Here is a 15,826-nt window from a genome sequence, read left to right as displayed (position 1 = left end):
CATGGGTACGCGCGGGCTTCGGCGCATCCGAACCCGGTCCCGCCCGACCTGTTCTGCGACGCGTTCCTGGTAGACCGGACGATCGAGGCGATCGCGAACGCACCCGACCAACCGTTCTTTGCGTTCTGCTCGCTGCCCAGTCCGCACTCGCCACTCGACCCGCCGGGGAAGTGGGCGACGCTGTTCGACACTAGATGGCGTTGGTGGTCAGGGCTGAGACGAATGCCTCGGGGGAGCGGTAGACGGCGTCCAGCATGATCGCGGCGGCGGCGATGCCGAGGGCGTGCGGGCCGAAGGCACTGGCCTGGATGCGGGCCGGGGCATCGCCGCCCCGGTCGACGGCGAGCTTGTCCAGCGCGGAGTCGCGCAGGGCGGAGACGTTGTCGACCGGGGCAGCGATACCACCGCCGATCACGACCAGTTCCGGGTCGAGGAGCTCGATCAGCGTGGCGGCCGCGGTGCCGACCAGGCTGGCGCGCTCCTGGAGCAGGCGGCGGGCTCGGGCGTCGCCGTCGCCGGCGAGCGCGAACACGTCGTACACCTCCTGCTTGTCGGTGATCAGGCCGGCGGCGCGGGCCCGGCGGGCGACCTCGAGGTCACCGCCGACGACCGCGAAACAGCTCCGGCTGCCACACGAACACGGCTCGCTCGATCGGCCGGCGACGGGTAGGTGATCCAGCCCGCCGGCGGCCGAGTGCGCTCCGCGGTACGGCGATCCGTTGAACACGAAGCCCGCCCCGATCACGTTGCCGACGAACAGGTGGATGAAGTTGTCCACGCCGGTCGCCGCGCCGAACCAGTGCTCCGCGAGCGCCAGCGCCCGGACCTGGGAGTCGATGATGACCGGCAGCTCCACCAGCTTCTGCAGCGCCGACGCGAGGGGAGCGTCGTGCCAGCCGAGCACGGGCTGGCTGTGCACCTGTCCCGTCGTGCTGTTCACCCAGCCGCCGGTGCTCGCGCCGATCCCGAGAACCGTGATGTCGTGAGCATCGATCATCGTCCGCACCGAGCGGGCCGCGCTGCGCACGAGCCGGTCGAGATTGGTGGTGCGCTCGGTCGTGTGTGCCTCGGCGATCAGCTCGCCGCGGAGGTCGGTGAGGCAGATGTTCACCCGGTACAGGCCGAAGTGCACGCCGATCACGCCGTACGTCGACTGGTCGATCGCGACCGGGACCTTCGGACGGCCGGTGCCGCGCTGGGCCGGCTCGGCGGACTCGCGCAGCAGCCCGGAGCGGACCAGGGCACCGGTCAGCCGGGTGACCGAGCCGGTGGACATCCCGATCGCGGCCGCCAGGTCGGTGCGGGCGGTCGGGCCGGAGCGCATCAGCTCACGCATGATCGTCGAGTAGTTCTGCTGCCGGATGTCGCTGAGCTGGGCAGAACGCGTGAGCTCCTTCATGTGCACGGTTCTAGCACCGTCGGTCAGCCGGGGTCCAACACGTTGACACCGTCGGCGTGGGCTATTTATCTTCAAGTCAGAGATAAAGCGACGGAAGGGACCCGGTAGTGAGCACACAAGCGACGTTCACGGTGCGCGGAAGCGTCAACGGGAGGATCCGGCCGGAAATCTACGGCCAGTTCCTGTCACGCCGCCGCTGGGTGGCCGACGAGGCGCTGCACAACCCGGAGCACCCGGACGCCGGCGCGGACGGCCTGCGCCGGCAGGTGGTCGACGCGATCACCGGCCTCGGCGCACCGGTGGTCCGCTGGCCGGGCGGTTGCACCGGGACGTCGTACGAATGGGAACGGGGCGTCGGCCCGGACCGCGAGCGCACGGTCGACTGGCACTTCGGCTACGACGTCGGCAACGGCTTCGGTACGGCGGAATTCGTCGCCTACTGCCGCCGTATCGGGGCCGAACCGCAGATCAACCTGACCACCGGAACCGGCACGCTCCGTGAGGCGCTGGCCTGGGTCGAGTACTGCAACGGCACCGGCGACTCGGTCTACGCGAACCTGCGCCGCTCGCACGGGTACGACGAGCCGTTCAACGTCCGGTACTGGCAGATCGGCAACGAGGAGTGGGGACCGTGGGAGCTCGGGCAGCTCGGCCCACAGGACAACGCCGTACGCTGCCGGGAGTGGGCGAAGGCGATCAAGCGGATCGACCCGACGCTGAAGGTGCTCGCGATCGGTTGCTTCGAACCGTCGCAGGCCGTCGACTGGAACCTCGCGCTGCTCCGTGAGGCGTGGGACCACATCGACTACCTGACGCTGCACACCTACTGGCCGTTCGACCCGACCGCTGCGGGCGGCGACTATGCCCGCGTGCTCAGCGGCCCGGCTCGCACCGAGGACGCGATCGTCGCGATCCAGGGCCTCGTCGACCTCGTCGCCCGCGAGAAGCCCGGTACGCCGAAGCCGGAGCTCGCCTTCACCGAGTGGAACTGCGCCGACGCCACCCGCTTCGAGATGAGCCCGAAGTGGCGCCCGGGGGAGACCCGTTACCGAACCGTCGACGCACTCGCGGTCGCGTCCTTCCTCAATGTCATGCAGCGCCGGTCCGACAGTGTGACGCTGGCGAACTTCGCGCAGACCATCAACGTCGTCGGCGCTCTGGTGGTCACCGACGACGAGGTCGTGCACGAGACCGTCTACTGGCCGCTCCAGATGCAACGCCACCACAGCGGCACGATCGCGCTCGCCGGCGACGCGACGTCCGGGACCGTCCCCGGTGAGACCCTGGGACGCGTCCCGATCGAGCTCCCGGCCCTCGACATCAGCGCCTCCACAAACCCCGGCAGCACCACCGTGTGGCTCTCGGTCGTCAACCGCGACCGCGACAACGCGGTCAGCCTGTCGGTCGACGTCGGCCGGCCGCTGCTCACCAACCTGGTCAAGATCCACCAGTTGCACACCGATGATCCCTTGGCCAAGAACACCCTCGACCAGCCCGACCGGGTGCGCCCGCGCTCGGACGAGGTGAAACTCGACGACAACCTCGCCCTGGACCTCCCGGCCGGCTCCTACACGATCATCGAACTCACCACCACCACACCGATCGTCGACTGAACAACTAATACCTCGTTGCGGTCCAAGCTGCTGGAGGGGTCGTCAACGCATCCAGCAGGTTGGACCGTTCGAGGGCCGCTCGGCTTTCGGTGGTGGCTCGGCTCCCGAGCTCGGTGATGTCGGCCGTCTGGAGTTGCTGGTTGCGGACGATGATCCGGCCGTCGACGATGACGGTGGAGACGTCGTTGCCGTTCGCGGCGTAGGCGAGTCGATGGGCCGCCAGTTCGGGCAGGAGCGGCTGGAAGTGCGGTGCGCGGCCGTCGACGAGGATGATGTCGGCCTTCTTTCCGGGCTCCAGCGAACCCAGATCGTCGGACAGACCGAGCGCCCGGGCGGCATCGATGGTGACCATCGACAGCGCCTTGGCGGCGGGCAGGACCTGGACGTCGTTCGCCTGGATGCGTTGCCACTGGATCGCCGGATGCACCTGCGCGAGCAGGTCGAACGAACGATCCGGCGCGGCGCCGTCCGTGGCGATCACCACGTTGGCGCCACCCTCGAGCAACTCCAGGACATGGCACGGCGCCTTCACGTTGGCGTGCGTGTACGGGCCGTGGGCAACGGAGCACCGGTGCTCCGCGATCAGGTCGAGATCCTTGCGCGTCTGACTGGTGCAGTGCGCCAGATGCAGCCGCGGACCGACGATCTCGGGTACGAACCGGACGGCCTGCGTCACCATCCCGCGGAACGCGTGCGCGTGGATCGGTACGTCGTGCTTCCGGGACAGACCGGCGACGTGCTCCCAGACGACCGGGGTGTCCGGATGGGGCTCGTCACTCGCTGCTCCGGCCGGGTCCATCGTCAGGTTGGACGGCGACGGGAGGACGGAACACATCAGGTCGTCGGTCGGCAGTTCCGCCATCGCGACGCTGGTGAGCTCCAGTTCGTCGGCGAGCGACAGTTTCGTCGTACCGCCGTACACGTGTGGCCACGGGCCCGGGCCGGGGCCGACGGCCGCGACGTGGCGGAGGCCGACCTCGCGATAGGCGCGGGCGCCGGCGCGGACCGCGGTGAGCTCGTCCAGGCACGGCGTGGATCCTGGGTACGACAGGCCGGTCGTGACGCCCGCGAGAGCGCGTTCGGCGGCGGCGAGCAGGCCGTCGGCGTACCAGAATCCTTCGGTGGTGTGGGTGCGGTAGAAGTCGTTGAAGATCTCCAGCCAGCGGTCCGCGGTCGCGCCCTCGTACCAGCCGCGGATCAGGGTGTGGCCGCCGTGGCCGTGGCTGTCGATCAGCCCGGGCAGAGCGATCTGCCCTTCGGCGTCGATCTCGCGCGTGGCCCGGTACGCCGTTCCGAGTTCGGCGTCGGGGCCGACGGCAACGATCCGGTCGGCGCGGACCGCGACCGCGCCCGGAGCCAGGACCCGGAAGTCCGGATCCATCGTCAGCACGATCGCGTTCCGGATCAGCAGGTCGGCGGGTTGTGGTTCAGCCATCGATCTTGGCCACGATCTGCCGCACGTACGCCACGCTCTCCTCGAGGAACGCGCCCTTCTCCACCAGGCCGAAGGGCTGCGCGTGATAGTCGGCCAGCGACGGCAACGCGCCGGACCGGGCTGCTTGTTCGCACTCGACGGCGAGCCGGACGAGCGCGGCGAGCTCGGTGGTCGTCAGATCCGGGTGCGCCTGTTCCCAGACCGGGTGGAAGATCTGGACACCCATCAGCAACCGGTCGTTGGTCATCTCGATCGACAGATTGAGATCCGGGTTCGCTGCGTGCAGCGCGCCGACGACCTGCTCCCAGTCGATGACGCCCTGACCGCACGGACGCACCTGCCGAGTCAGCCCGCTCGCGTCGTAGAACAGCACCACGTCCCGCAGGTGCGACAGATGCGTGTACGGCGCCAGTCGGTGCGCCGCCGCGACCGGGTTCTCGCTGCGGGAGACGGTGTTGGCAGTGTCGAACGTGACGCCGAGAACGTCGTCGCCGGCCTCCTCGATCAGCCGGAGCACCTCGAAGGACGTGATCTCCTCGTGGTTCTCGATGTTCAGCCGGGCACCGTGGTGCTGCAGCATCGGCGCGAGCTTCCGCAGGAACTTCGCGATCGCGGCCAACTGGTCCGGCCAGTCGACATCGGTGCGGAACCGGTCGATGGCGAACAGGCCGGGCAGGTTGTGCTTGTAGTTGCCGGCCGACGTCCACAGCTCCCGGCAGCCGATCGCGACCGACGACTCGACCATCATCTCCATCGCGCGCAGGTAGTCACCGCCGCCCAGTTCGCGGATCTCGGGTTGCTCGGGGGAGGCGTAGGGGTTGACCTTCCCGACCCCCATCTCCAGGTACAGCCCCAGGCTGTCCGCGGTGTCCCGGACAGCGGCCAGATAACCGTTGTCCAGGGTCGGGCTGACGTCGACGACGGACCGGAAGAACACCCCGTCGTACCCGCGGGTCGCCGCGGCCTGGAGGATGCCGATCGCGCCCTCCTCCCGGCCGAACGGGAACTTCTTGCCGTCCACTCCAACTCTCATGATGGTGATGACTCCTTCTGGATGGGTGCGGTCATTTCATCCCGGACGTCACGACGCCCCGGATGTAGTAGCGCTGCAGGAAGAGGAAGATCACCAGCAGCGGGATCGCCGCCACCGACGCGGCCGCGAACAGCTCGCCCCAGGTCGGCAGCTGGCCGGGATCGGTGAAGGTCGCGATCGCGACCTGGACGACCTGCTTGTCCGGGTCCTGCACGGCGATCAACGGCCACAGGAACTGGTTCCACCCGGCTACCGCGCTGACCAGGCCGACGGTCAGCAGCGCGGGCCGCAGGTTCGGCAGGATGATCTGTACGAAGGTCCGCCAGGTCGAGGCGCCGTCGATCGCCGCGGCCTCGTCGAGCGAGCGCGGGATCTCCTGGACGCTCTGCCGGATCAGGAAGATCCCGATCGCGTTCGCGATCCAGGGCAGGAACAGACCGGCGTACGTGTCGGTCAGCCGCAGTTCGCGCGTGACGACGTACATCGGCACCATCACCACCTCGAACGGGATGAACGAGGCGACCATCACCAGCGCGAACAGCACCTTGGAGCCGCGGAACGTGAACCGGCCGAAGACGTACCCGGCGCCGGCGCAGACGACCAGGGTGAGGACGACCTGGCACCCGACGACGAGCAGGCTGTTCAGCAGGTTCCGGCCGAAGCCGAACTCGGAGAAGATCGTGGCGTAGTTCTCGAACGTCGGGTGCGGCGGCAGGAACGTCTTCCAGCTCAGCGGGAAGCCGTACTTGAAGACGTCCGCGGTCGGCTTCAGCGACGACGCGAGCATCCACAGGTAGGGGAAGAAGAACACGATCGTCACGGCCAGCAGGACGAGCGAGCCGAGCCGGCGACGGATCCGTTCACCAGGGGTAGTTGCGGCGGAGAGTGCCATGGGACCGGCCCTTCAGTACTCGAGATCGGTGCGCAGCAGGCGGGCCTGCAGCGCGAGCAGACCGGCGACCAGGACGATCACCGTGACGCCGACGGCGGAGGCGTAACCGAGGTTGGAGAACTGGAACGCCTGCTGGTACATGAAGTAGACGGCGTTGTTGGTCGCGTTGTCCGGGCCGCCCTGCGTCATCACGAAGATCGGCGTGAACACCCGGAAGCTGAACACCGTCGCCATGAACGTGACGACCATCGTGGTACGCCGCAACAGCGGCAAGGTCACGTACCGCGCGAGCCGGACGCCGCGGACACCGTCCATCTCGGCGGCCTCGCGGACCGACGCGGGGATCGCCTGTAGACCGGCCAGGAAGATCAGCACCGAGAAGCCGAGGTCCTCCCAGATCCCGACCAGGAGGATCGCGGGCAGCGCCTGCGTACTACTGGTCAGGAACGGCTGCGTCGGCGCACCGAGCCAGTCGAGGATCGAGTTGAACAGGCCGGTGTCCGGGAAGTACATCAGGTTCCAGATCACCGCGATGACCGCGCCGGACGTGACGAGTGGCGCGAACAGGGCGGCGCGGGCGAGCGCCGTACCGCGGAGTTTGCGGTCGAGGAGGACGGCGAGCACGAAGGCCAGTGGGACCTGGATCGCGAGCTTGCCGACGACGTACAGCAGGGTGTTGCCCATCGAGTGCCAGAACGTCGTGTCCTGCAGGAGCTCGGCGTAGTTGGACAGGCCAACGTATTTGCCGCGGGTCAGGTCGAGCAGGCTGACCTGGCGCAGGCTGTTCAGCAACGCGTAGGCCAGCGGACCGAGCTGGAAGATCGCCAGCCCGATGCAGGCCGGTGCGAGCAGCCCGGCGAGGGTCAGCTTGTGCGAGCGCGGTGCGCGGACGGCGGTGGCCGCGGCACGGCGGCGTACGGCGGCTGTGCGGACTGCCTGGGTGGTCATCGGTACCTCGCCAGCAGGGTCTCGAGCTTGGTGGCCGCGTGGGTCAGTCGCTCGTCCGGCGCGGCGCCGAGAGCGATGTCCTTGATCGCGGAGTTGAGGACGTACTGGTAGCTCAAGGCACCTGGCGTGGCCGGTGGCGGGTACGCGCACTGCTCCAGGGTGTTGAGCATCAACTTGTAGGGGTGTTGCCGATAGCGAGGAAGTCGTTCGAAGAGGCTCTTCCGGGCCGGCAGCGTGCCGCGGACGTCGGTGTGCCAGCTCATCCGGTTCGTGTCGTTGTGCAGGAAGGCCAGCAGTGCGGCGGCTTCCGGGATATGCCTCGAGGCGCTGGCGACGAAGAAGGCCGCGCCGCTGCCGTGGCTGAACTGCGTCTTGCCGGCCGGGACCGGTGCGACCGCCCAGCGGAACTTCACCTTGAGTTGCTGGGCTCGCAGCGCGGTCGTGTCGGCGTTGATGAAGGACACCGCGCGGCCGTCGTACCAGGCGTTCGGGAGGCCGGCGCGGGGAGTGAGCCGGTCGGTGAAGAGGCTCTGGTAGTACTGCATGCCGGCGACCGCTTCGGGAGTGTCGACGTACCCGCGGGCGCTGGTGCCGTCCGGCGAGACCGCCTCGAAGGTCCGGCGTTCGGAGTCGGTGCCGTTCCGAGCGCCGGCCGAGCGGAGGAAGATGCCTTCGAACCAGTAGCTCGATCCGGGACCTCCAGGCCCCATGATCGAGGGAGCCAGCGACCAGAGCCGCCCGTCCTTCCCGCGCTGGGCCTCCTCGAGCTCGCGCCAGGCGTCGCGGGTGCGATCCCAGGTCCACGCGTCGGCCGGGTCGTCGGACACCGGTGGAGCCTCGACGCCGTACTTGGCGAAGACGTCGGCGTTGTAGAAGTGCGCGAGGATCTGCTGCTCCCACGGCATCGCGTAGAGCTTGCCGTCGTGCGAGTGCAGCGTCCGGGTCGGCGCGACGATGTCCTCGATGAAGTCCCGGGCGATCAGGTCGTCGAGCGGTACGGCGGCGTTGTTCGCGACGTACTCCGGCATGAAGTCGCCGAACGTCAGGATGATGTCCGGCGGCGAACCGCCGGCGATCGCGAGCTGCGCCTTCTGCGAGAGCTCACCGAACGGAACCGTCTGGTCTTCGATGCGCAGATTCGGGTACGCCGCGGTGAACTGGGCGAACAGTTTCGTGAAGTACTGGTCCTGGAGCTTGATCGGGAACTGCTGGCGCAGGACGCGCAGCGTGATGCGTTGCTTGGTGAGCGCGGGGCCGGTGTACGGCCAGAGACCGGTCGGCAGCGCGATCGCGGCGCGCGGCGACACCTCCTGGCCGCACCCGGAGGCGGTGCCGATCGAGGTGGCGACGGCGAGTCCGCCGAGGGCGCCGAGGAAGTGGCGGCGGGTGAGCGCGGGGCGATGTGAAGGCTGGTGACTGAGATGCACGGGAGTCCTGCCAATCACTGGATCCGGCGGGCGGCCGGTCGGCTGTGGCGATCTCGATGGAAGCAGGATTCACAGCGGTCTGCAAGGGATATTGCAAGATTGATTTCTCGCAGAGTTCATTGCACAGTAGAGTCGTCCGGCATCCGTTCGGGGAAGGGGACCGTATGTCCGAGCAGCAGGTTGCCGACTGGCTGGCAGCCTCGTCGCCGGTCGGTGGGCTGAGCCCGAAGCTGCAGAGCGTCTACGAGGTGTTGCAGATGCAGCCGGCGTTCGCGTCGTACGCGAGTGCGACCGAGGTGGCCGAGCGGGCCGGTGTGAACGTCGCGACCGTGACGCGCTGTGCGCAGAGCCTGGGCTTCACCGGCTGGCCGCATCTGCAGGCTGGGCTGCGGGACGCGTTCCTGTCCTCGCGGCTGGCGGACCGCACCGACGTGGCCGACTCACCGGTGCACGCGGCGCTGGATCGCGATATCCACAACCTTCAGGTGGCGGCGAAACAGGTCGATCCGGCCGCGGTGACCGGTTTCGTCGACGCGCTGGCGGCTGCCCGGCGTACCGTCGTACTGGCGTTCGGGACGCACGCGGCGGCCGGGCACGTGCTCGCCACGCTGGGCGCCAATCGCGGGATCGACATGGTGCTGGTGGATCAGGGCGGAGTGCGGCTGGCGAACGCGCTCGCGTCACTGACCGCGGACGACTGTCTGGTCGCGATCAGCTTCTGGCAGTACTACCGGGACACGACGACGGCGATCGAGATGGCCCGCGAGGCCGGCGCGTCGATCTGCGTGCTGACCGACTCGGCGAGCTCGCCGGCCGCGCGGCGCGGCGACCATACGTTGGTGGTGCCAACGGAGGGAGTGTCGTTCTTCCCGTCGATGACGGCGGCGATCAGTGTCGTGTACGGCGTACTGTCCGATCTCGTCGCTCGCCATCCGGAACAGAGCGAGGACGTCGGCCACCGCGCGGCCGAACTCCTGAGCCGCCTGAACCTCCTCGACCGCGGCTAGCAGAGCGCGGCGATGGTGGTTGTCGAGCATGCGTTGCGTCCGGCCGCTGTTGATGCCTATCTGTTGACGTTGCAGTCGGCTTAGGTCACCGCTGAGGTGAGCGTGACGTCGACGGTGGTGCGGTTGACGTAGTCGGTCCAGGCCTGGGCCAGGCGGGTGACACCTTGGGTCAGTGTTGCCGCGGGCAACGCGTAGGGCAGCCGGGTGTGGTGGTCGGTGCTGCCGTCGGCGGAGAAGACCGCGCCGGGGAGCAGCGCGACGCCGTACCGGAGGGCGATCTGGGCGAAGTGCGTCGCGTCGCCTTGTGGCAGGCGGACCCAGAGCGATGCGCCGGCCTGCGGCTCACGCCAGGTCCAGTCGGGAAGGTGCTTGCCGAGCAGGTCCGTCAACGCACGCAGTCCGACCGGCAACGCGGTACGGCGCTCTGCTTCGGCGGCCTCGCGATGGTCCATCAGACGCAGCGCGACCTCTTGGGCGACCAGCGAGCTGCCGAGATCGGTGATGCCGCGAACCTGTGCGAGTCGCGAGACAACCTGCGGGACCGCGCGGATCCAGCCGAGGCGCAGTCCGCCCCAGAACAGCTTGCTCATCGATCCGATCGTGACGAGCCGCTCGTGGGTGGCGAGGGCCAGCGCGGACGGCCGCCCGTCGAACGCCGTACCGGCCAGGGAGGTGTCGTCGACGATCACGACTTCGTGCTTGTCGAGCAGCTTCGCGAGCCGTTGCCTGCGGTCGTCGGAGAGCACCGCGCCGGTGGGATTGTGCGCGGCGGTCTGCACGTACACGAGACGTGGGGACTCGGTCGTCAGCAGCGTCTCGAGCGCCGCGACGTCCAGCCCTTCGTTATCGACGCGAACCGATCGCAACCGGCTGCCAGTCCGCGCGAACGCCTCCAGAGCACCGCGGTACGTCGGCTGCTCGACCACCGCACCGTCGCCGGGCTGCAGGCAACCGCGGGCCACGAGCTCGAGCGCCTGTTGCGCGCCCGAGGTGATCAGGATGTCCTCGGGCGCGGTCGGCAGACCGGCGTCGCTGTACCAGCGGGCGACCCGCTCCCGCAGCTCCGGTAGTCCGCGGAGGTGGTAGCCGTGGTGGGTGCTCGCCAGCCGCAGGTAATCGTCCCGGGTGAGCCCGGCGGCGACGTCAGCGACCAGATCGAGGCTCGGCAGGGCGGCGGTCGCGAAGTCGATCGTTGCCAGCGGGCCGTTCAGGAACTGGGTCGCGGCGTGGTCGCCGGCGAGCCCGGAGACCGTCTCCCGGGACCGGTCGGTGCTGACTCGGGTGCCGCTGCCCTGACGCCGTTCCAGCTGCCCCTTCTCCCGGAGCGCCTGGTAGGCCGCGACCACCGTCGTCCGGCTGACCGTCAGCGCCGTGGCCAGTGCCCGCTCGGGTGGCAGCGCGGCTCCGGCCGGCAGCTCGCCGCGCTCGATCAACTCGGACAGGCTGTCGCTCAGCTGACGGTACAGCGGCCCGGAGCGGGCTCCGGTGCCGACCAGCATCCGGGCCACCTCGTCCGCGGAGAATCTGAGGCCATTGCCGTCCTGAATCACAAACAGAGTCCAATTTGATCGCTGTGGCTATAGATGGCATCCCGAATCGAACGCCAATCTAGGACGCCATCGAGCCTATTGGTCTGTGAGGTGGGGCGCAATGAGATGGATGTGGACTGCCCTGCTGCTGGTCCTGTCCGGGTGTGCCACGGTCGCCGCGCCGGGCACCGGAGCGTTGAGTGCTGACGGTCCGCAGGACACGTCCAAGACCCTGCGCATCATGGGAGCCGACTTCCCGTACACCGATGCCACGGTCAAGGCGTTCGAGCAGCAGCATCCCGACATCAAGGTCGAGTACGTGAAAGGTGCGATCTCCTTCGAGCAGGGCAGCGTGCAGACCCTGCTGCGGTCCGGCAGCGGACCGGACCTGTTGCTGGTGAACTCGGGTCCGGGCCGGGTCGGCATGCTCGCCAAGGCCGGGCTGATCTGGCCGCTGGACGAGGTGTTCGCGACCAACGGCCTGGCCGGGCGGTTCCAGCCGGAGGTCGTCAAGCAGACGAAGGCGAGCACCGGAAAGATCTACGAGATCGTCGAGGGCCTGGACGTGTTCCAGGTCTACTACAACAAGTTGATCTTCGCGGCCCACGGTGTCGAGATCCCGCGGGACTGGCAGGGCTTCCTCGCTACGTGTCAGAAGCTGAAGGACGCGGGGGTGAAGCCGTTGCTGGCCGGTGCGCGGGACAACTTCGCGGGTGGATGGCTGCTCGGTGCGCTCGTCCAGGCGTCGGCGGGCCGGCAGAAGATGAGTGAGGTCATCAACGGGTCCGGATCGTTCGCGGATCCGGACGTCGTACGCGGCGGGCAGATGCTGTCCGACCTGATCGCGAAAGGCTGCCTCGACGGAGGCCAGGCGGCGGCACTCGACGGTGGTCAGGCCCAGGCCGCGTTCTGGAAGGGCGGTGGCGCGATGACCGTCGTACCGCAGGGGTCGATGGCTGACGCGCGGCAGGACGGGATCGACGTGTCGCAATACGGCGCGTTCCCGTTGCCGACCGTCGACTCGGGCGCGGAGGCGCTGCCGACGGCCGGGCTGGCGTTGAGCTGGGTGGTGAACAAGAGCACCAAGTCACGATCGGCGGTCGTCGAGTGGCTGCGCTGGCTGGCGAGCCCGGAGTACCTGAAACTGACCGCGGCGAAGGGCCGGACGCTGGTGCCGGCGCAGGTGGTGCCGGCTGGAACCAAGCTGGACCCGGCGGTGCAGGACGGTCTGGAGAAGGTTGCCAAGGGCACGGGGTTCAACCCGAGCGTGTACCTGCCGGACGCCGCCAAGGAGGCCTGGTACCAAGCGGTGCAAGGACTGCTGACCCGGCGGATGTCACCGGAGACGGCGATGCAGGGCGTGCAGGACAAGCTGGGAGCGAGCCGATGACGACCAGACGCCGTACGCTCCTCATCACGCTGATGCTGCTGCCGTCGCTGGCCTTGCTCGCGGTCTTCCTGTTCCTGCCGCTGCTGCGTGGGATCGAGCTCAGCTTCTACACCTGGGACGGCGTGGCGCCGGTCATGCATCGCGCCTGGCTGGACAACTACCTCCACGTCTGGTCGGACCCGTTCTTCCTGCGGGCGCTCGGCCGGACGGTGATCTGGTGGGCGATGCACCTCGGGCTCGCGGTCGGCGGCGGACTGTTGCTCGCGGCCCTGATCAGCGAGATCCGCTGGCGGCGCGCGCAGACGCTGTTCCGCAGCCTGGTGTTCGTGCCGCACATCATGTCGCTCGCGGTCGTCGGCGTGATCTGGAGTCAGCTCTACCACCCGACGATCGGCCTGCTGAACGGCTTCCTCAAGGCGACCGGTCTCGGATCGCTGGCCGAGCCCTGGCTCGGGAGTACGACGTTCGCGCTGCCGTCTGTCGGGATCGCGAGCGCGTGGCAGGCGTACGGGTTCTACCTGGTGATCTTCCTGGCCGCGATCCAGGCGGTGGACCCGGCGCTGCACGAAGCGGCGGCGATCGATGGTGCGGGAGCGTGGCAGCGGTTCCGGAACATCACGGTGCCGTCGCTGCACAACGCGATCAGCCTGGTCGTCGTACTGGCTTTCATCAATGCGCTCAAGGGTTTCGGCACGGTGTGGTCGATGACCGAGGGCGGTCCGGACCGGTCCACCGAGCTGGTCGCGGTATACGCGTACCGGCAGGCGTTCGGCCTCGGTGACATCGGCGCGGCCAGCGCGGCCGGCCTGAGTATCGCGGTGATCGCGGTCGTCATCACCGTCTCCTTCAACCGCTGGCGCGACCGCGCCGCCCTCGGGAGGTGATCGCGTGCGTACCGTCACCCGCTGGCACCACGGTCTCGTGGTCCTGGTCGCGCTGATCGCCGGCGCGACGATGGTCCCGGTGCTGTGGGCCTTGTTCAGCGCCTTCAAGAACGACACCGAGATCTTCGGCGACCCGCTCGGCCTGCCGTTGCACTGGCGGTGGGAGAACTTCCGCACGGTCTGGACGAGCGGCGCCTTCAGCACGTACTTCGTGAACAGCGCGGTGATCGCGATCGCCGTCACCGCGCTGACCGTGCTGGTGACCTGCCCGGCCGGTTACGCGTTCGGCAAGCTGACGAGTGGCCGGAGCAACGGCATCTTCTACGCCTACCTGCTCGTCATGACGCTGCCCGGTGAGGCGATCATGGTGCCGACGTTCTACCAGTTGCGCGAGATGTCGCTGGTCGACAGCCGGGTCGGCCTGGGGTTGATCCTGGTCGCCGGTGGGGTACCGCTAGGTGTGTTCATCGCCCGCAACTTCTTCCGCGATCTGCCGAACGAGCTGATCGAGTCGGCTCGCGTCGACGGTGCCGGGGACTGGCGGATCTTCCGGAGCGTGATGCTGCCGCTGGCGAAACCCGCCGTACTCGCGGTCGGGGTGTTCAGTTTCCTCGGCGCGTGGAACGAGTACCAGCTCGCGCTGTTGCTGCTGTTCAGCCAGGAGAAGCGGACGATTCCGCTCGGCCTGGTGCAGTTCCAGGGGCAGTACAGCTCCGACTCAGGTGCGTTGTTCGCCGGCATCGTGCTGGCGATGATCCCGTCCATCCTGGTGTACGTCGTCTTGCAGCGTTCGTTCACCCGTGGCCTCGTGGCAGGAGCCCTGCGATGACCGTGACCTATCAGTTCGAGTACACCGAGCGTCTGCGTGTCGCCTTCATCGGCGCGGGCGGGCACTCGTACCGCAACGTGTATCCCACCTTCCAGTACGCCCCGGTCGATCTGGTGGCGGTCTGCGACGTACACCTCGACCGAGCCGAGACGTATGCGCAGCGGTTCGGTGCCGCGGCGGCGTACGACGACCATCGCGAGATGCTGGCGACCGAGCAACCGGATGCGGTGTTCATCGTGACGTCGTACACGGCCGAGGGCGATGTGCAGGCGACCGCGCTCGCCGAGGACTGTCTGCGCGCGGGAGCACACGTGTGGATGGAGAAGCCGACCGCGGCGGGGCTCGAACAGCTCGACCGGCTGCAGGCGGCCGCGGACGAGACCGGCCGACAGGTGATGACCGGGCTGAAGAAGATCTTCACGCCGGCCATGGAGAAGGTGAAGGCGATCATGGGTACGCCGGAGTTCGGCGCCGCGTCGTCGATCTCGGTGCGGTACCCGCAGTCGCTGCCGGCGCCTGATCTACGGTCGGACGACGTGCAGATGATCGGGTTCCTCGACCACATCTTCCACCCGGCAGCGATCCTCACCCACCTGATGGGACCGGTCCGCCGGCTGAGCTACGAGTGGGAGCCGCGGACCGGAGCGAGCGTGTCGAGCCTGCTGTTCGAGTCCGGCGCCGTCGGGACGTTGCACCTGGCCGCGGGGTCCGCGAACGGGGCGCCGCTCGAGCGCGTCGAGGTGATCGGCGACGGCGCCAACGTCGTCGTGGACAACGGCGTACGGATCACCTACTACCGGCCCGGGGCCGACCTCGGGTACGGGCGTTCGGCGTCGTTCGTCACCGACGACGCGGTGGCGCCGCTGCGGTGGGAGCCCGAGTTCTCGCTCGGGCAGCTCTACAACAAGAACCTGTTCTACCTCGGGTACGTGCCCGAGGTCGTGCACTTCTGCGAGCACGTGCTGGCCGGGAAGCCGGTCGAGAAGGGCACGCTCGGTGACGTCCGGGAGATCATCGAACTGTACGAGCTGTATCGCCGGCTGCCCGCCGGTGAATCGGCCACGCTAGGGAGCTGACATGGGAGAGAAGAGCCGGGTGACCCCCGCCGACGCGGTGACGGTGGAGGACCAGACGTGGGGGCGGCTGGAGTGGATGGTCTCCGGTGCCCTCGGCAACTCCGGCACGATGACCGTCGGCCGCTGCTATATCCGGCCGGGCGAGCAGAACCCGCGCCACTACCACCCGAACTGCGACGAGGTGCTGCACGTGCTGCAGGGCACGATCGAGCACACCGTCGACGGGGACAAGGTGCAGATGGGTCCCGGGGACACGATCAGCATCCCGTCCGGAGCGCTGCACAACGCCCGGAACGTCGGGAACGACGAGGCGATCTTCGTCATCTCGTTCTCGGCGCCGGACCGGCAGACGGTGGGTGAGTGA

The 15,826-nt window shown here is 68.4% G+C and carries 14 protein-coding genes; 7 read left to right on the top strand and 7 right to left on the bottom strand.

Annotation, left to right across the window (positions count from 1 at the left end):
• Positions 1 to 190 precede the first annotated feature (190 nt).
• Complete coding sequence (locus ACFYRH_RS38920) at positions 191 to 1,399, bottom strand: ROK family protein (RefSeq protein ID WP_387785532.1); 1,209 nt, start codon at positions 1,397 to 1,399, stop codon at positions 191 to 193.
• Positions 1,400 to 1,506: 107 nt separating this feature from the next.
• Between ACFYRH_RS38920 and ACFYRH_RS38915 the strand changes: the two genes are divergently transcribed.
• Entirely contained in the window at positions 1,507 to 3,012 is a 1,506-nt protein-coding gene (locus tag ACFYRH_RS38915) for an alpha-L-arabinofuranosidase C-terminal domain-containing protein (protein ID WP_387785530.1), read from the top strand.
• A gap of 4 nt (positions 3,013 to 3,016) precedes the next feature.
• Here the strand turns inward: ACFYRH_RS38915 and ACFYRH_RS38910 are convergent, their stop codons facing one another.
• Genes ACFYRH_RS38910 through ACFYRH_RS38890 form a run of 5 tightly spaced genes read right to left on the bottom strand, consistent with a single transcriptional unit; the run spans position 3,017 to position 8,747 of the window.
• On the bottom strand, positions 3,017 to 4,447 hold the full coding sequence (locus tag ACFYRH_RS38910) for an amidohydrolase family protein (protein ID WP_387785526.1): 1,431 nt from the start codon (positions 4,445 to 4,447) through the stop codon (positions 3,017 to 3,019).
• Entirely contained in the window at positions 4,440 to 5,480 is a 1,041-nt protein-coding gene (locus tag ACFYRH_RS38905) for a sugar phosphate isomerase/epimerase family protein (RefSeq protein WP_387785524.1), read from the bottom strand. Before ACFYRH_RS38905 ends, ACFYRH_RS38910 begins: the two co-directional genes overlap by 8 nt.
• A gap of 31 nt (positions 5,481 to 5,511) precedes the next feature.
• Complete coding sequence (locus tag ACFYRH_RS38900; protein WP_387785521.1) at positions 5,512 to 6,372, bottom strand: carbohydrate ABC transporter permease; 861 nt, start codon at positions 6,370 to 6,372, stop codon at positions 5,512 to 5,514.
• Between the two features lie 12 nt (positions 6,373 to 6,384).
• The gene (locus tag ACFYRH_RS38895; protein ID WP_387785520.1) at positions 6,385 to 7,320 is read right to left on the bottom strand and encodes a carbohydrate ABC transporter permease; all 936 of its coding nucleotides are present in this window, start codon (positions 7,318 to 7,320) and stop codon (positions 6,385 to 6,387) included.
• Positions 7,317 to 8,747, bottom strand: a complete 1,431-nt coding sequence (locus ACFYRH_RS38890; protein WP_387785519.1) for an ABC transporter substrate-binding protein — start codon at positions 8,745 to 8,747, stop codon at positions 7,317 to 7,319. The genes ACFYRH_RS38895 and ACFYRH_RS38890 overlap by 4 nt, the downstream gene beginning before the upstream one ends.
• Positions 8,748 to 8,911: 164 nt before the next feature.
• On the opposite strand from ACFYRH_RS38890, the gene ACFYRH_RS38885 reads away from it, so the two are divergent.
• Positions 8,912 to 9,754 (top strand): MurR/RpiR family transcriptional regulator, encoded by an 843-nt coding sequence (locus ACFYRH_RS38885; RefSeq protein ID WP_387785516.1) that lies wholly within the window; start codon positions 8,912 to 8,914, stop codon positions 9,752 to 9,754.
• Positions 9,755 to 9,834: 80 nt separating this feature from the next.
• Here the strand turns inward: ACFYRH_RS38885 and ACFYRH_RS38880 are convergent, their stop codons facing one another.
• Positions 9,835 to 11,304 (bottom strand): PLP-dependent aminotransferase family protein, encoded by a 1,470-nt coding sequence (locus ACFYRH_RS38880; RefSeq protein ID WP_387785515.1) that lies wholly within the window; start codon positions 11,302 to 11,304, stop codon positions 9,835 to 9,837.
• Between the two features lie 100 nt (positions 11,305 to 11,404).
• Between ACFYRH_RS38880 and ACFYRH_RS38875 the strand changes: the two genes are divergently transcribed.
• The 5 genes from ACFYRH_RS38875 to ACFYRH_RS38855 are packed head-to-tail and all read left to right on the top strand — an operon-like array spanning position 11,405 to position 15,826.
• Positions 11,405 to 12,673 (top strand): ABC transporter substrate-binding protein, encoded by a 1,269-nt coding sequence (locus ACFYRH_RS38875; RefSeq protein ID WP_387785513.1) that lies wholly within the window; start codon positions 11,405 to 11,407, stop codon positions 12,671 to 12,673.
• Entirely contained in the window at positions 12,670 to 13,557 is an 888-nt protein-coding gene (locus ACFYRH_RS38870) for a carbohydrate ABC transporter permease (RefSeq protein WP_387785510.1), read from the top strand. The genes ACFYRH_RS38875 and ACFYRH_RS38870 overlap by 4 nt, the downstream gene beginning before the upstream one ends.
• 4 nt (positions 13,558 to 13,561) lie before the next feature.
• Positions 13,562 to 14,386, top strand: a complete 825-nt coding sequence (locus tag ACFYRH_RS38865; RefSeq protein WP_387785507.1) for a carbohydrate ABC transporter permease — start codon at positions 13,562 to 13,564, stop codon at positions 14,384 to 14,386.
• Entirely contained in the window at positions 14,383 to 15,462 is a 1,080-nt protein-coding gene (locus tag ACFYRH_RS38860) for a Gfo/Idh/MocA family protein (protein ID WP_387785506.1), read from the top strand. The genes ACFYRH_RS38865 and ACFYRH_RS38860 overlap by 4 nt, the downstream gene beginning before the upstream one ends.
• A gap of 1 nt (position 15,463) precedes the next feature.
• Positions 15,464 to 15,826, top strand: coding sequence for a cupin domain-containing protein (locus ACFYRH_RS38855; RefSeq protein WP_387785503.1), 363 nt, complete (start codon positions 15,464 to 15,466; stop codon positions 15,824 to 15,826).

It is taken from the genome of Kribbella sp. NPDC004875 (genome assembly GCF_042873375.1).
Lineage (GTDB): Bacteria > Actinomycetota > Actinomycetes > Propionibacteriales > Kribbellaceae > Kribbella.
Note: the sequence above shows the minus strand (reverse complement) of the source record. Positions and strands in the feature narration are given on the sequence as shown.

Excerpts from the sequence above, each read along its gene's own strand:
- ACFYRH_RS38920 (WP_387785532.1), bottom strand. The coding sequence starts at position 1,399 with ATGAAGGAGCTCACGCGTTCTGCCCAGCTCAGCGACATCCGGCAGCAG.
- ACFYRH_RS38910 (WP_387785526.1), bottom strand. The coding sequence starts at position 4,447 with ATGGCTGAACCACAACCCGCCGACCTGCTGATCCGGAACGCGATCGTG.
- ACFYRH_RS38905 (WP_387785524.1), bottom strand. The coding sequence starts at position 5,480 with ATGAGAGTTGGAGTGGACGGCAAGAAGTTCCCGTTCGGCCGGGAGGAG.
- ACFYRH_RS38900 (WP_387785521.1), bottom strand. The coding sequence starts at position 6,372 with ATGGCACTCTCCGCCGCAACTACCCCTGGTGAACGGATCCGTCGCCGG.
- ACFYRH_RS38895 (WP_387785520.1), bottom strand. The coding sequence starts at position 7,320 with ATGACCACCCAGGCAGTCCGCACAGCCGCCGTACGCCGCCGTGCCGCG.
- ACFYRH_RS38885 (WP_387785516.1), top strand. The coding sequence starts at position 8,912 with ATGTCCGAGCAGCAGGTTGCCGACTGGCTGGCAGCCTCGTCGCCGGTC.
- ACFYRH_RS38875 (WP_387785513.1), top strand. The coding sequence starts at position 11,405 with ATGAGATGGATGTGGACTGCCCTGCTGCTGGTCCTGTCCGGGTGTGCC.
- ACFYRH_RS38870 (WP_387785510.1), top strand. The coding sequence starts at position 12,670 with ATGACGACCAGACGCCGTACGCTCCTCATCACGCTGATGCTGCTGCCG.
- ACFYRH_RS38860 (WP_387785506.1), top strand. The coding sequence starts at position 14,383 with ATGACCGTGACCTATCAGTTCGAGTACACCGAGCGTCTGCGTGTCGCC.
- ACFYRH_RS38855 (WP_387785503.1), top strand. The coding sequence starts at position 15,464 with ATGGGAGAGAAGAGCCGGGTGACCCCCGCCGACGCGGTGACGGTGGAG.